A 14,945-nucleotide genomic window follows, 5' to 3' on the forward strand; every position below is an offset into this window, starting at 1 on the left:
TCCTCAAACCCCGTCCTGGACATGAATAGGCCGCGCGTTTTAGCCGGCCTGGTGGAGAACCTTCGTAAGGTGCTTCCTGATCGGCTCACCCGTTTCCGTCGCAAGCGTCTGGGCAAGCGCCCACAATTCCTTGTTCTGGTCGGATGCGGTTTCGAACGCCTTGCGCGTTTGCGCCGCGGACAAGGCAAAGGCATCGGTAGCTGACTTGCTGCCGAAAAGGTGGACCCAGAAATCGAGCGCGGATGCGGCATTGGCGTTTGAGATTTCGAACATCTTGAGCCCGTAGTCGGTCGCGCTTCTGGCATTGCTCGAATAGGTCTCGCGCAGCGCTTCCGCCATCTCCTGCGACCCGGCCTTGATCTTCTCGCAGCCTTCCCGCGCCCGGGTGTAGCCCTGCTCGGCGAGCTCGCCGATCACCCCGGGCAAGGCGAGCTTCGGGAAGTCCAACAACGGCATCCCGAAAACATTCGTTCCGTTTGGCGTGACTTTCATTTCGTTTTCACTCACAGCAGCATTACCTTTCTCAAGCGAAAGCATTCCCCGCGACGCTCGCTAGCGTCACGAGAGCTCACGCTCCGTGTTCGATCGGTTTTGGATGAGCTTTGATCAGCCCCGACGCCAGTGTGCGCCGGGAGAAACGGGACTGTCGGTTCGGTTTGCGACTCTCGCCTCAATTTTTTTTGAGATTGTCAATACAAACCAACTTATATTTGCGGGGTGATCCTGTGCATAACGGTGAATATCCTGAGGAGCACAAAGCTTCTTCTTCAGCGTAGCGTTGCAAATGAGACTTCGGCGCTCACTGCGTTGTGGCGGCCGTTCGCGTCGTCTGCCGCAAACAAAAACCCCGGCATCGCTGCCGGGGTTTTCGCATTCTTGTAATCGTCTGAGTGGCTGGACTTAGAAGTCCATGCCGCCCATGCCGCCGCCGGGGGGCATGCCGCCGCCTGCGCCGCCCTTCTTGGGCAGTTCGGCGATCATGGCTTCGGTGGTGATCAGCAGAGCCGCAACCGAAGCTGCGTTCTGGATCGCCGCACGAACCACCTTGGTCGGGTCGATGATGCCCTTGGCGACCAGGTTGCCATATTCGCCCGACTGCGAGTCGAAGCCGTAGTTGTACTGGTCCTTCTCGAGGATCTTGCCGACGATGACGGAACCGTCTTCGCCTGCGTTGATCGCGATCTGGCGGGCCGGCGCGGACAGCGCCTTGCGCACGATCTCGACGCCGGTCTTCTGGTCGTCGTTGGCGGTCTTGATGCGCTTGAGTTGCTCGGAGGCGCGCAGCAGGGCGACGCCGCCGCCCGGCACGATGCCTTCTTCAACCGCCGCACGGGTCGCATGCATCGCGTCATCAACGCGGTCCTTGCGCTCCTTGACTTCGACTTCGGTCGCGCCGCCGACGCGGATCACCGCGACGCCGCCAGCGAGCTTGGCCAGACGCTCCTGCAGCTTCTCACGGTCGTAGTCCGAGGTGGTTTCCTCGATCTGCGCCTTGATCTGCTGAACGCGGGCTTCGATGTCGGCCTTCTTGCCGGCGCCGTTGACGATGGTGGTGTTTTCCTTGTCGATCATCACCTTCTTGGCGCGACCGAGCATGGCGAGCGTGACGTTCTCGAGCTTGATGCCGAGATCTTCCGAGATCGCCTGACCACCGGTCAGAACGGCGATATCCTGCAGCATGGCCTTGCGGCGATCGCCGAAGCCCGGCGCCTTGACGGCAGCGACCTTCAGGCCGCCACGCAGACGGTTGACGACGAGGGTGGCGAGGGCTTCGCCTTCGACGTCTTCCGCGACGATGACCAGCGGCTTGCCGGTCTGCACCACGGCTTCGAGCAGCGGCAGCAGCTCGTTCAGCGAGGAGAGCTTCTTCTCGTTGATCAGGATGTAGGCGTCGTCCATTTCAACGCGCATCTTGTCGGCGTTGGTGACGAAGTAGGGCGAGATGTAGCCGCGGTCGAACTGCATGCCTTCGACGACGTCGAGTTCGGTCTCGAGCGACTTGGCTTCTTCAACCGTGATGACGCCCTCGTTGCCGACCTTCTTCATGGCGTCGGCGAGGAACTTGCCAATCTCGGCGTCGCCGTTGGCGGAGATGGTGCCGACCTGGGCGATTTCCTCGTTCGAGGTGACCTTCTTGGAGTTCTTGACGAGGTCGGCGACCACGGCTTCCACAGCCAGGTCGATGCCGCGCTTCAGGTCCATCGGGTTCATGCCGGCGGCAACCGACTTGGCGCCTTCACGGACGATCGCAGCCGCAAGCACGGTCGCGGTGGTGGTGCCGTCGCCGGCAGCATCGGCCGACTTGGAAGCGACTTCGCGCACCATCTGTGCGCCCATGTTCTCGAACTTGTCCTCGAGCTCGATCTCCTTGGCGACGGTGACGCCGTCCTTGGTGATGCGGGGAGCGCCGAACGACTTGTCGAGCACGACGTTGCGGCCCTTCGGACCGAGCGTCACCTTGACGGCGTTGGCGAGAATGTCGACGCCGCGCAGCATGCGGTCGCGGGCATCGACGCCGAATTTGACTTCTTTAGCTGACATATTTGATTTCCCTGAGTTGATGTCTGGGTCTCACCCTTTGGGAGGCGCCTCGCAGGCGCCCCTCAGGGTGAGCGTGTGCGGCGTAAAGCTTAGGCGGCCTTCTTCTTGGTCGCGGGAACGTCGGTGAGGACGCCCATGATGTCGCTTTCCTTCATGATCAGCAGTTCCTGGCCGTCAAGCTTGACCTCGGTGCCGGACCACTTGCCGAACAGAACGCGGTCGCCGACCTTGAGGTCGATCGGGATCAGCTTGCCAGCTTCGTCACGGCCACCGGGGCCGACGGCGGTGATTTCGCCCTGCGACGGCTTTTCCTTGGCGCTGTCCGGAATGATGATGCCGCCAGCGGTCTTCTCTTCGGCGTCGATGCGCTTGACCACGACGCGGTCGTGAAGCGGACGGAATTTCATGCAGTCCTCCTAAGTTTCTGAAGATGTTGTCATATTCTGGAAATTTGGCAGTCCGCGCCAGCGAGTGCTAGCTCGGCTGCGCTGGACATAGGCCAGTCTGAGGCGGGGAACAAGGCCTTCTAGCAGAAAAATTGGCACTCAAATGTGACGCCTGCCAATTTCGTTAAGCATCGTTAATTGCCGGAAGAAGCCGCCGACCCCGTATTAGCACGTGCGGTAAGCTGCTGCTAACGCGAACTTTTTCAACAGATCGTTAAACATTTAGGCTTGTGATGGGTTGGTATCGTGCGTCACATTTCTCTCATGTGAGCGCATCTCCGCCGGGGTGGCTCGGTGCGGCCACCACGTGAAATGCGCTTCCTACAATGGAGGTTGGCATGGTCTCGCGGGTTGGGGTTGTTTCCGACGATTTCCGGAAGCAGGTTCTCGGTTATGGGCTGACGACGGCGCAAATCCTGTATCGGATGCCGGATCATCCCTCGTTGCTTCAGACCTATGTCTGGCAGAACTACGATCTGTTTCCGAAATTTCCGGCGCTGAAGGATTTCCTCGCCTTTTGGGAGGAAAAGCTCGAAGGCCCGCTGTTCTCGGTGACCGTCGCACATTCCAAGCTGATCAAGCCGGCCGAGCTTCGCGCGATCGACGGCGTGTTCCGACTGCATTGAATAGCGGGACCGAAGCTTCGTAGGGTGGGCAAAGCGAAGCGCGCCCACCGCTGCAGAGCAATAGGATGGAGAGATGGTGGGCGCGGCGCGAAGTGCGCCTAACCCACCCTACGAAATCCATTTTTGTGTTAGCCTCCGTGCCACCAACAAACGGGGAGGCTACCAATGGCCAAGCAAAAGACGGCATCAAGAGCCGCGGCAAAAACTGCGGTGAAGAAGAAATGGGCGGGCCACAAGACATCAGCCAAATCGTCGGCGCGCAAGACCGTGAAGTCGAAGGCGAGGGGGCTATCGGCCGTCAAACCCAAAGCGGCCAAGGCGGTCAATAAGGCGGTCAAGTCGAAAGCGCGGCCGAAGCAGCGCATCGCCATCAGCCATCACCGCGAAGAGGATTTTAAGGCCGACGGCCTGCGCACCTACGCGCAGTACCGCGACCTCGGCATTGCCGAGGCGAGCCACGGCCTGGCGCAGGCGCATGTGATCCGGCTGATCGGGCCGTGCAATCCGGCGGAAGTTTCAAAACTGCATTACCACGACGTCGAATTCCAGATGGTCTACGTGCTCAAGGGCTGGGTGAAGACCTACATGGAAGGCCAGGGCGAGACGCTGATGAAAGAAGGCAGCGCCTGGACCCAGCCGCCACGCATCAAGCACCTGATCATGGATTATTCCGACGACGTCGAATTGCTGGAAGTGATTTTGCCGGCGGAGTTCAAGACGGTGGAGTTGTCGAGCTGAGCGGCCGCGTCGCGTCTCTCACCGTCGTCATTGCGAGCGAAGCGAAGCAATCCATCTCCCCACTTGCGGCGGTATGGATTGCTTCGTCGCTACGCTCCTCGCAATGACGACTTACGTAATCACACCCACGATCGCGCCCATCAAACACGTCGTCAGCGTGCCTGAGACGATCGACTTCAGCCCGAGCGCATTGATCTCGTCGCGGCGCGCGGGCGCCATGGTGCCGAGGCCGCCGATCATGATGCCGAGGCTGGCGAAGTTGGCAAAGCCGCACATCGCATACAGCATGATCAGCCGCGAGCGCGGGTCGAGCGCATCGGTGCCGAGTTTTGCGAGATCGACATAGGCGATCAATTCGTTGAGCACGGTCTTGGTGCCCATCAGGCTTCCCGCGGTGACCGCCTGCGACCACGGCAGGCCCATCAGCCAGCACACCGGCGCCATCAGATAGCCGAGCAGCCGCTGCAGCGAAATTCTGGCGCCGCCGATGTCGGGCAGCAGGCCAAGAATGGCATTGGCCAGATACACCAGCGCTACCAGCACCAGCAGCATCGCGATGATGTTGAGCAGCAGTTCGAGCCCTGAGGTGGTGCCCTTGACGATCGCGTCCATCGTGCTGGACGCGTGCGCGTCGGGGTCAGCCAGCATACCGCCGGTGCGCTGGTCCGAAGTCTCCGGCACCATGATCAGGCTGATCAGGATCGCGGCCGGCGCGCCGAGCACGGACGCGATGACGAAATGCGCCGCCGCATCCGGGATCAGCGGCGCCAGCAGCGTGGCGTAGAGCACCAGCACGGTGCCGGCGATCCCGGCCATGCCGCCGGTCATCACCAGAAACAATTCGCTGCGGGTCAGTTGCGCGAGATAGGGGCGGATGAACAAGGGCGCCTCGACCATGCCGAGGAAGATATTGGCCGCGGTCGACAGGCCGACCGCGCCGCCGACGCCGAGCGTGCGCTCCAGCAGCCAGGCCATGCCGCGCACGATCGGCGGCAGCACGCGCCAGTAGAACAGCAGCGTCGTCAGCACACTCATCACGAGGATGATCGGCAGCGCCTGAAACGCGAGGATGAAATCCGCACCGGGCGCCTTGAGATCGAACGGCAGCGTGCCGCCGCCGAGATAGCCGAACACAAAGGAAGTACCCGCGCGGGAGGCGGCTGCGATCGTGCCGACGGCATCGTTGATGGCGCCGAATGCTTTTGCCACGGGCGGCAGCTTGATCAGCACCAGCGCGGTCACGACCGTGACCGCAAGCCCGATCGCCATTTGCCTCACCGAGACCGCGCGGCGGTTTTCGCCAAGCGCCCAGGCCAGTGCCAGCAACGCCAACACGCCCAACGCCGATTGCAATTGCAGCATGATCCCAAGCCCCCTCGTGCGATTATGGCCGCGGCAGTTCAAGGCGGCAATGCCGGGCAGCCATTCAACGCCGGCCATTGACAAGGGACGGGGGCTCGGCCACCGCTCAGCCATGCCCGCTGTCACGCCCGCCCGCGCCGACGCTCTGTTGAAGGACAGGTCGTTCCTGTTTTTCCTGCTGTCGCGAAGCCTGTCGCGGTTCGCCAGCCAGATCTCGGCGGTCGCGATCGGTTGGCAGATCTACGACATGACCGGCAGCGCGTTCGACCTCGGAATGGTCGGTTTCGTTCAGTTTCTGCCGACGGCGATCCTGCTGTTCGTTGCGGGCCACGCCGCGGATCGCTTCGAGCGCAAGCGCGTCGTGCAGCTTTGCCAACTGGTCGAAGTGCTGACCGCGCTGTTTCTTGCCGTCAGCACCTATGCCGGGACGTTGACGGAAATCCAGATCTTCATCGCGACATTCGTACTGGGGATCGCCGGCGCATTCGAGAGCCCGGCGCTCGCCGCTTTGTTGCCGCTGGTCGCCCCGCAAGGCTCGCTGCAGCGGGCCACCGCCATTTCCAGTGGCGCCGCGCAGGTGGCGACCATCACCGGTCCGGCCATCGGCGGACTTGCCTTTGCGATTGCCCCAAGCCTGCCTTACGCGATCATGGCGGCATTTTTGGCTTTCGCCGCCCTCTTCATGGGCGCGATCAGCGCGACCCAGCCCGTGGTGGTGAGAGATACCGCGACGCCGGACGATCTGTTTGCCGGCGTCAGGTTCGTCCGCAACAACCCGTCGATCCTGGGAACGATCTCGCTCGACCTGTTTGCCGTGCTGCTGGGTGGTGCGACGGCGCTGTTGCCGATCTATGCCCGCGATATTCTTCAGACCGGTCCGCTCGGCCTCGGCATCCTGCGTGCCGCGCCGGCGGTGGGCGCCTTGTTGATGACCGCGTATCTCGCGCGCCATAACATCGAGCGTCGCGTCGGGATGCGAATGTTTCAGGCGGTCATCGTGTTCGGCGCAGCCACCGTGGTGTTCGGACTCTCACACTGGATGTGGCTGTCGGTGCTGTCGCTGGCGATACTCGGCGCCGCCGACACCATCAGCGTGGTCATTCGCTTCTCGCTGGTGCAGCTCGCGACGCCCGACGAGATGCGCGGCCGGGTCGGCGCCGTGAACTTCCTGTTCATCAACGCGTCGAACCAGCTCGGCCAATTCGAGAGCGGCATCACCGCCGCGCTGTTCGGCGCCGTGCCGGCCGCTGTGCTCGGCGGCGTCGGCACCATTGCCATTGCGCTATTGTGGATGAAGCTGTTCCCGACGCTGCGGAATGTCGAGCGGCTGGAGTAGGGGTTTAGTTCGTCGTCCCGGCGAACGCCGGGACCCATACGCCGTGTCCTCTCGGTGAGAACGCGAGTGTCAGCGACCTTTTAAATCAACTGCTGCACGGAGTATGGGTCCCCGCCTTCGCGGGGACGACGAATGGAGAGATTACCCCCGTCCCACGAACGGCATCTTGCTCGCCATGACCGTCATGAACAGCACGTTGGCGTCGAGCGGCAGGCCGGCCATGTAGGCGACGGCATCGCCGACCGCCTTGGCGTCCATGCGCGGCTCTTGCTTCATCGTGCCGTCGGGCTGCATCACGCCGGGGCCGGCCACCATGCGGTCGGTCATTGGCGTTGCGGCATTGCCGATGTCGACCTGGCCGACCGCGATGTCGTACTTGCGGCCGTCGAGGTTGGAGGCCTTGGTCAGGCCGGTAATGGCGTGCTTGGTCGAGGTATAGGCCGCGGAGTAGGGCCGCGGCGCGTGCGCCGAGATCGAACCGTTGTTGATGATGCGGCCGCCGCGCGGGTTCTGGTCCTTCATGATGCGGAAGGCATGCTGGGTGCACAGGAACGGCCCGGTGAGGTTGGTGTTCACCACCGCCTGCCACTGTTCGAGGGGGAGATCCTCGAAATTGACCGGCGGCGCGCCCATGCCGGCGTTGTTGAAGAGCACGTCGAGCCGGCCGTAGGTCTCCATCACCTTGGCGAACAGCGCCGCGATCGAGGCCGGGCTGGTCATGTCGGCGGACACGCTCATGCTCTTGCCGATGTTGTCGCCGAGCTTCCTGGTCTCTTCCAGCATTTCCAGGCGGCGCCCGGCGAGCACCACGGTGAAGCCGGCATTCATCAGCGCCAGCGATGCGGCGCGTCCGACCCCGGTGCCCGCACCGGTGACGACTGCGATCTTGTTTGTTGCCTCGGCCATTGTTTCCTCGCCTTCAGTTTTTTGTTTCTGTTTCGGTCTTGTAGGGTGGTCTTGGAATATTCTGGTGCGCCGCGCGCAAGGCCGCCGACCAGCGCGAGCGCAGATCGTGGAAATAGGGCTCGCCCGCTTCGATACGGTGGTTGAGATCGGCCTCGCAGGCATCGGTGCGCACGACAAGCACGTCGATCGGCAGGCCGACGCCGAGGTTGGAGCGCATCGTCGAATCCATCGAGATCAGGCTGGTCTTCAGCGCCTCATACAGTTCGACGTCGTAATGCATGGCGCGGTCGAGCACCGGCTTGCCGTATTTGTGCTCGCCGATCTGCAGATAGGGCGTGTCGGTGGTGCATTCGATGAAATTGCCGGCGGTGTAGACCATGAACAGCCGCATCTTGGAGCCCTTGATCTGACCGCCGAACAGAAACGACACGTCGAAGGAGACGTCTTCCGACTTCAGGGCCTCGCCCTCGGTGGCGTGCACGTTGCGGATGGCGCGGCCGATGCGCTGCGCCGCCTGGAACATGGTAGGCGCGTTCATCAGGGTCTCGATTTCGCCGGTGTGCGGGTCTTCGAGGCCCTCGGTCAGCGTCGAGAGTACCGACTGGCTGATCGCCAGATTGCCGGCGCTGGCGATCGCCATGATGCGCTCGCCGGGCTTGGAGAAGATATGAAGCTTGCGAAACGTCGAGACGTTGTCGAGGCCGGCATTGGTGCGGGTATCCGCGATCATCACCAGACCGTCCCGTACCAGCACTCCGCAGCAATAAGTCATTCCAGATCCCCGAACCGTCCGAATTACCGGCGGGCAACTAGTAGCCAATTTCGCCCCACCGTCCAACCCCCATTCCCGGTGCCGCGGCGCCTGGCCCAGCCGATCCGCCGCGGCTCAGGCTCTGGCCAGGATGACGTGCGCCTGGATCTTGGCGGCGACTTCGCCCGCACCATGGCGCTGCGCAATCACGGCTGCCGCATAGTCGGTGGCGGCCTGCAGCCGGTCCGAACCTCTGGCCTCGATCTCGTTGCGCAACGGCGTCCCCTGGCAATAGGCCGTCGCAGCATGAAGGGCTGAGGCCGCGCGGCTCACGGCCTCCCGAGTCTCGATCGTGACGTCCAAAAAACCGGCTTTTGCGAGGTCGCTGCGGATCAGCGCGACGTCGTGGTAACCGTGCGGCGTCCGGGCCATGAAGCGGGGTGGGTCGTCCGGAAAAAACGTCGCCAGCGCTTGGGTGACGTCGTTGGCGAATACGTTCTCCTCGATGCGATCCCAGACATTGAAGAGAAAACTTCCACCCGGCCTCAGCACTCGCTTTGCCTCCCGGTAGCCGGAGGGGCGATCGGGGAGGAACATCATGCCGAACTGGCAGCAGACGAGGTCGAAGGTCCCGTCCTCGAACGGCAGCGCCTGCGCATCCGCCTGGCGCCAGCTGATCCGGCTGTCGGTATTTTGCCGCGTGGCGGCATAATCGAGCATCGGCTGATTGAGGTCGGTTGCGACATAGCGGGCATCGGCCGAGAGTGTCGCAGCCAGCGCGCGCGTCACAACGCCGCTGCCGGCCGCGGTTTCCAGCACGGCCTTGGGCGCAAGCGCTGCGGCCCGTCGCGCCATGTCCGCGGCATAGCTCTCAAAGATCAGCGGAACCATATGGCGGTCATAGTTTTCCGGGATCGAACCCGTGAACGCCTTGTCGGCTTCCGACATCGCCGCCCTCCCGAATTGCCTTCGATCAACAGCAGTTCTATAGAAAAAGAAAACAATTGGGGAGGTTATCGTGCGCGCCAGGAATTTGCCGGGTCAATTCGTTGTCGCGCCGATCGCGTTGCTGTGCATCGCAGTGATGACCGCGACCCCCGCCGCCGCCCAGAAGAAGGGCGGCACGCTGAGGCTCTATCACAACGACAACCCGCCCTCGACCTCGTTGCTCGAGGAATCGACCATCGCCTCGGTAATGCCGTTCGCGGCCGTCTTCAACAATCTGGTCGTGTTCGATCCGGCGAAGGTGCACGAGAATATCGACACCGTGATCCCGGATCTGGCGGAAAGCTGGTCCTGGGATTCAACCAACACGAAATTGACCTTCAGGCTCAGGCAGGGCGTGAAATGGCATGACGGCCAGCCCTTCACCGCCAAGGATGTGCAGTGCACCTGGCGGATGCTGATCGGCAAGGGTACTGCGTCCGACTTCCATCGCAACCCGCGCAAGGTCTGGTACACCAAGCTGCAGGACGTCAGCATCAACGGCGATTACGAGGCGACCTTCGAACTGAGCGAGCCACAACCCAGTCTCCCGGTGTTGCTCGCCAGCGCTTTCTCGGCGGTTTACCCCTGCCACGTTCCGCAGCAGGTGATGCGCACCAAGCCGATCGGCACCGGTCCATTCAAGTTCGTCGAATTCAAGCGCGGCGATTCGATCCGGCTGGTGCGCAATCCCGACTACTTCAAGAAGGATCGCCCCTATCTCGACGAGATCAGCGTGCGGACCATCGACAACCGCGCCACGCGAATGCTGGCTTTCGCGACCGGCGACTACGACATTACCTTTCCGTCCGACGTCAGCATTCCCCTGATGAAGGACATGAAAGCCCGCGCGCCGAATGCGATCTGCGAGTCGATCACGACGGGAACGCAGATCAACCTGATGGTCAATCGCGTCAATCCGCCGTTCGACAATCCGGACATTCGCAAGGCGATGTCGCTGGCGCTCGACCGCAAGGCCTTCAATTCGATCCTGATGGAAGGGACGGCGCGGCTCGGCGGCGCCATGCTGGCGAAGCCGGAGGGCGAGTGGGGCATGCCGCCGGAAATGGTCTCGACGCTGACCGGATACGGTCCCGACACCGACAAGAACATCGCGGAGGCGCAGGCGATCATGCAGAAGCTCGGCTATAGCGACGCCAAGCCGCTGCCGATCAAGATCCAGACGCGAAACCTGCCGACCTATCGCGATCCCGCTGTCATCGTCGCCGACCAGCTCAAGAAGATCTACATCGTCGGCGAGCTCGACATCCTCGACACCCCGCGATGGTATGCGCGGCTCGCGAAGAAGGACTATACGATCGGCCTCAACGTCACCGGCGTCAGCGTCGACGATCCCGACGGCAACATCGTCGAGAATTATTCGTGCAAGTCCGAACGGAACTACACCCAGTATTGCAACGCCGACATCGACCGGCTGCTGGGCGAACAATCGCGCGAGCTGGATAGAGCCAAGCGCACCAAGCTGGTCTGGGACATCGAGCGGATCCTCGTCGAGGACGCGGCGCGGCCGATTATCCTGCACAGCTCGGCCGGCAATTGCTGGCAGCCCTACGTGAAGAACTTCAAGCCGCACGACAACAGCCAGTACAACAACCTGCGCTTCGAGGACGTGTGGCTGGATAAGTGACGGCTGCGTAGGGTGGGTGCCCACCATGAGGCCCGCGGCCATCCTTCGAGACGCGGCAAACGCCGCTCCTCCAGCGACAACGGCGAAGCCGTTGCGCGGGGATGAGGACTTTCTTCGTGGTGAGACCTACGACTGGCTCTGCCACTGCCCGGAGCGTCCGGCCCGGTCGACCTTGACCGCCACCGTCAGCGTCTCGGCGCCGCCGCCGTAGCGGGTGCCGCGCACCGGGGCTGCGCCGAGATAATCCAGCCCGATCGCGACGCGGGCATGGGCGTCGGTGGTGCAGATGGCGTTGGCGGGATCGAACCCGACCCAGCCGAGATCGGGCACAAAGGCTTCCGCCCAGGCGTGCCCGGCCTGCTGGTTCACGGTGCCGTCGGAGCGCAGGAAATGGCCGGACACGAACCGCGCCGGCACCCCGCCGGAGCGGGCGCAGGCGATGAAGATATGCGCATAGTCCTGGCAGACGCCGCGCTTGAGCGTGAAGGCTTCCGCCGCCGAGGTTCCACTGTTGGTGGGATCCTCGTCGAACGTCATGTGTTCGTTGATCTGCACCATCAGCGCATGCAGGAAGCCGAGGATATCGCCGTCGGATTCCGAGCGCAGTTCGCGGGCGAAGGTTGCCATCGCCGGATTGACTTCGGTCAGCGTGGTCGAGCGCAGGAAGAAGCTCGGCGGGAACCGCTCGTCGGTGCCGCGCAGCACGCCGCCGGTGTCGTGGGTCTCGATCAGGCCCTCGACCCGGATGGTGAGGTCGGCGATCGGCCCGTGCGTCAGCACATGGGTGACGTTGCCGAAGGCATCCTCATGGGTGTCGAGCCGCGAATCGGTCGAGACGTCGACATGCCATTCGGCGACGTACTGCCCGTCATGGCTACCCGGCGTCAGGCGCAGGATCTGGATCACGCCGGTGGCCGGCGGCTCGTAGCGATAGCTGGTGGAATGGGCAATTCGCAGGCGCATGGCTTGACCAGGATAAGGTTAGGATCGTCATGCCGGGCATTAGCGCGAAGCGCGTCTTCACGCCAGACGTCCGGGCATCCACGTCTTTGTACCGGAACGGCATAGCAAGGCGTGGATGGGCGGGATATCTAGCGCGAAGACGCGCTTCGCGCTACTGCCCGGCCATGACGGAATTTAAGCGCGCGCAACTTTAACTCGTCAGATCAGATATTGCTTGGTGATGATTTCGCCGAGCCGGGCGTTATCCGAAATGAATTCCTGGATGAATTCATGGACGCCATGCTGGAAAATGTCGTCCATATGGCTGTGTTCGAGCCGGTTGCGGACGCCGCGGGCATGGCGCTGGGAGGCGCCCTGGCGGCCATAGGCGACCCCGATCTGGTCGAGGTTCCGCACCAGGTTGCTGTAGCAGCTCGCCAGCGACCGCGGCAGCGTGTCGTTCAGGATCAGGAGATCGGCAATCAGCCAGGGTTTCAGCGTCTCGCGGTAGACCCAGTGATAGGCGGTCAGCGCCGACACCGAGCGCAGGATCGAGGTCCACTGATAGTAATCGAGCGGGCCGCCGACATGCTCCTCCTCGGGCAACAGCACGTGATACTTGACGTCGAGAATGCGGGCGGTGTTGTCGGCGCGCTCGAGGTGCAGGCCGAGCCGCGAGAACCAGTAGGCGTCGTTGCGCAGCATGGTCCGGTAGGCCGAGCCGTCGAACCGCAGCGAGGTCTCCTGCACGAAGCGCAGGAATTTCGCCAGTTCCTCGCGGGTCGACGTGCCTTTGCCCCAGACCTCCTGCAATTCGATCCAGGCCGAGTTGATGGTGTCCCACATCTCTGAGGTCAGCGCGGTGCGGACCGAGCGCGAATTGAGCCGGGCGGCCTCGATGCAGTTCTTGATCGAGGACGGATTGGACGGCGAGAACGCCAGATACTCGACGACGTTCTGCTCGTCGGCTTCCTGATAGGCCTCGTAGAAGCTGGCGCTGACCCCGGCGGTGAGAAGCGCGGAATCCCACTCGTTGGTCTTGCCGATATAGGCGGCGGGCAGCGCGGTGACGCGCAAGGTCGCGTCGATGGTGCGCGCGAGATATTCGGCCCGCTCGACATAGCGGGCCAGCCAGTACAGGTTTTCGGCGGTGCGCGACAGCATCTCTATTCGTCCAGTATCCAGGTGTCCTTGGTGCCGCCGCCCTGGCTCGAATTGACCACCAGCGAACCTTCCTTCAGCGCGACCCGCGTCAGCCCGCCCGGCACGATGGTGACGTGATCGCGTCCCGTCAGCACGAACGGCCTGAGATCGACGTGGCGCGGCGCAAGACCGGAAGCCGTGCAGGTCGGGCAGGTCGACAGTGCCAGCGTCGGCTGGGCGATAAAGCCTTCCGGTTCGCGCTTGAGCTTGTCGCGGAACGCCTCGATCGTCGCTTTAGTTGCGGCAGGGCCGATCAGCATGCCGTAGCCGCCGGAACCGTGCACTTCCTTGACGACGAGTTCGCCGAGGTTATCGAGCACGTAGGACAGGTCCTTTGGCTCGCGGCAGCGCCAGGTCTGGACGTTCTTCAGGATCGGCTCTTCGGCGAGATAGAACTTCACGATCTCCGGCATGTAGGAATAGATCGCCTTGTCGTCGGCAATGCCGGTGCCGACTGCATTCGCCAGTGTGATGTTGCCGGCCGCATAGGCCGACATCAGCCCGGGGACGCCGAGCGCCGAATCCGGGCGGAAGGTGAGGGGGTCGAGGAAGTCGTCGTCGACGCGGCGGTAGATCACGTCGACGCGCTTGAGGCCCTCGGTGGTGCGCATGAACACCTCGTCGTTCTTGACGACGAGGTCGCGGCCCTCGACCAGCTCGATGCCGAGCTTGTCGGCCAGGAACGAGTGTTCGTAATAGGCGGAGTTGTAGACGCCGGGCGTCATCAGCGCGACCGTCGGTTCCGCCGAGGCCGAAAGCGGCGCCACCGAACGCAACGCCGACAGCAATTCGTCGGGATATTTTTCCACCGGGGCGACGCGGTGGCGGGCGAACAGATCCGGAAACAGCCGCATCATGATTTCGCGGTTTTCCAGCATGTAGGAGACGCCGGACGGCGTCCGCGCATTGTCTTCCAGTACGATGAAATCGTTGGCGTCGACCCGGACGATGTCGATCCCGGCGATATGGACATAGACGTCGTGCGGCACGGCCTGGCCGTTCATCTCGGGCCGGAACACCGGGTTCTGGAAGATCAGGTCGTCGGGAATGATGTTGGCGCGGAGGATGTCGCGGCCGTGGTAGATGTCGCGCAGGAACATGTTGAGCGCGCGAACCCGCTGCTTCAGGCCCTTTTCCAGCAGGGTCCATTCCTTGGCCGAGAAGATCCGCGGGATCACGTCGAAGGGGATCAGCCGTTCCTGGGCTTCGGCGTCGCCGTAGACCGCGAAGGTGATCCCGATCCGGCGGAACAGCAGTTCCGCTTCCTGGCGGCGATACTCCAGGGCGTCGGGCGGCGTCTCCTTCAGCCAGCGGGAGAGCTCGTGGTAAGCCGAGCGGAGGTCCCCGCCGGGGCCGTTCATTTCATCAAACGCGACTGCCATAAATCCTGACTATCTCTGGAAGCCATACGACACAGTGCATGACTTGACGGGATGGTAGCAAGGGCCGGGCCAGCGCGATA

14 protein-coding genes are annotated in these 14,945 nt (G+C 62.9%); 4 read left to right on the forward strand and 10 right to left on the reverse strand.

Annotation, left to right across the window (positions count from 1 at the left end):
• Positions 1-39: 39 nt before the first annotated feature.
• From BLR13_RS32115 to BLR13_RS32125, 3 genes are all read right to left on the reverse strand, one after another.
• The gene (locus BLR13_RS32115; RefSeq protein WP_244524978.1) at positions 40-537 is read right to left on the reverse strand and encodes a phasin family protein; all 498 of its coding nucleotides are present in this window, start codon (positions 535-537) and stop codon (positions 40-42) included.
• Positions 538-900: 363 nt separating this feature from the next.
• Complete coding sequence (gene groL / locus BLR13_RS32120; RefSeq protein ID WP_074815233.1) at positions 901-2,541, reverse strand: chaperonin GroEL; 1,641 nt, start codon at positions 2,539-2,541, stop codon at positions 901-903.
• Positions 2,542-2,630: 89 nt separating this feature from the next.
• Complete coding sequence (locus tag BLR13_RS32125; RefSeq protein ID WP_027539690.1) at positions 2,631-2,948, reverse strand: co-chaperone GroES; 318 nt, start codon at positions 2,946-2,948, stop codon at positions 2,631-2,633.
• Positions 2,949-3,325: 377 nt separating this feature from the next.
• Here BLR13_RS32125 and BLR13_RS32130 point away from each other — a divergent pair, with 377 nt between their 5' ends.
• Positions 3,326-3,613 carry an usg protein gene (locus tag BLR13_RS32130; protein ID WP_074830865.1) on the forward strand — a complete coding sequence of 96 codons (288 nt, stop codon included), beginning with the start codon at positions 3,326-3,328 and terminating at the stop codon, positions 3,611-3,613.
• A 165-nt stretch (positions 3,614-3,778) separates the two neighbouring features.
• Entirely contained in the window at positions 3,779-4,351 is a 573-nt protein-coding gene (locus BLR13_RS32135) for a cupin domain-containing protein (protein WP_074815229.1), read from the forward strand.
• Positions 4,352-4,462: 111 nt separating this feature from the next.
• Here the strand turns inward: BLR13_RS32135 and BLR13_RS32140 are convergent, their stop codons facing one another.
• Positions 4,463-5,713: a NupC/NupG family nucleoside CNT transporter gene (locus BLR13_RS32140; RefSeq protein ID WP_074830863.1), complete on the reverse strand. Its 1,251-nt coding sequence runs from the start codon at positions 5,711-5,713 to the stop codon at positions 4,463-4,465.
• 112 nt (positions 5,714-5,825) lie between these two features.
• Between BLR13_RS32140 and BLR13_RS32145 the strand changes: the two genes are divergently transcribed.
• Entirely contained in the window at positions 5,826-7,049 is a 1,224-nt protein-coding gene (locus BLR13_RS32145) for an MFS transporter (protein ID WP_074830861.1), read from the forward strand.
• Positions 7,050-7,190: 141 nt separating this feature from the next.
• Here BLR13_RS32145 and BLR13_RS32150 read toward each other — a convergent pair whose 3' ends face one another.
• The 3 genes from BLR13_RS32150 to BLR13_RS32160 all read right to left on the reverse strand — a co-directional run bounded on the left by BLR13_RS32150 (position 7,191) and on the right by BLR13_RS32160 (position 9,654).
• Positions 7,191-7,955 (reverse strand): SDR family oxidoreductase, encoded by a 765-nt coding sequence (locus BLR13_RS32150; RefSeq protein ID WP_074815226.1) that lies wholly within the window; start codon positions 7,953-7,955, stop codon positions 7,191-7,193.
• Between the two features lie 13 nt (positions 7,956-7,968).
• A complete protein-coding gene (locus BLR13_RS32155) occupies positions 7,969-8,727 on the reverse strand; it encodes a proteasome-type protease (RefSeq protein WP_074815222.1) in 759 nt (252 codons plus the stop codon).
• Between the two features lie 114 nt (positions 8,728-8,841).
• On the reverse strand, positions 8,842-9,654 hold the full coding sequence (locus tag BLR13_RS32160) for a class I SAM-dependent methyltransferase (protein ID WP_074815218.1): 813 nt from the start codon (positions 9,652-9,654) through the stop codon (positions 8,842-8,844).
• Positions 9,655-9,790: 136 nt separating this feature from the next.
• Between BLR13_RS32160 and BLR13_RS32165 the strand changes: the two genes are divergently transcribed.
• Positions 9,791-11,338: an ABC transporter substrate-binding protein gene (locus BLR13_RS32165; RefSeq protein ID WP_074830859.1), complete on the forward strand. Its 1,548-nt coding sequence runs from the start codon at positions 9,791-9,793 to the stop codon at positions 11,336-11,338.
• A gap of 126 nt (positions 11,339-11,464) precedes the next feature.
• Here the strand turns inward: BLR13_RS32165 and BLR13_RS32170 are convergent, their stop codons facing one another.
• The 3 genes from BLR13_RS32170 to BLR13_RS32180 all read right to left on the reverse strand — a co-directional run bounded on the left by BLR13_RS32170 (position 11,465) and on the right by BLR13_RS32180 (position 14,865).
• Positions 11,465-12,301 (reverse strand): transglutaminase family protein, encoded by an 837-nt coding sequence (locus BLR13_RS32170; RefSeq protein ID WP_074815216.1) that lies wholly within the window; start codon positions 12,299-12,301, stop codon positions 11,465-11,467.
• Positions 12,302-12,499: 198 nt separating this feature from the next.
• Positions 12,500-13,444: an alpha-E domain-containing protein gene (locus BLR13_RS32175; RefSeq protein ID WP_074815214.1), complete on the reverse strand. Its 945-nt coding sequence runs from the start codon at positions 13,442-13,444 to the stop codon at positions 12,500-12,502.
• A gap of 2 nt (positions 13,445-13,446) precedes the next feature.
• Complete coding sequence (locus BLR13_RS32180; RefSeq protein ID WP_074815212.1) at positions 13,447-14,865, reverse strand: circularly permuted type 2 ATP-grasp protein; 1,419 nt, start codon at positions 14,863-14,865, stop codon at positions 13,447-13,449.
• Positions 14,866-14,945 lie beyond the last annotated feature (80 nt).

Origin of the sequence: Bradyrhizobium ottawaense (assembly GCF_900099825.1) — a bacterium.
Classification (GTDB): Bacteria; Pseudomonadota; Alphaproteobacteria; order Rhizobiales; family Xanthobacteraceae; genus Bradyrhizobium; species Bradyrhizobium ottawaense_A.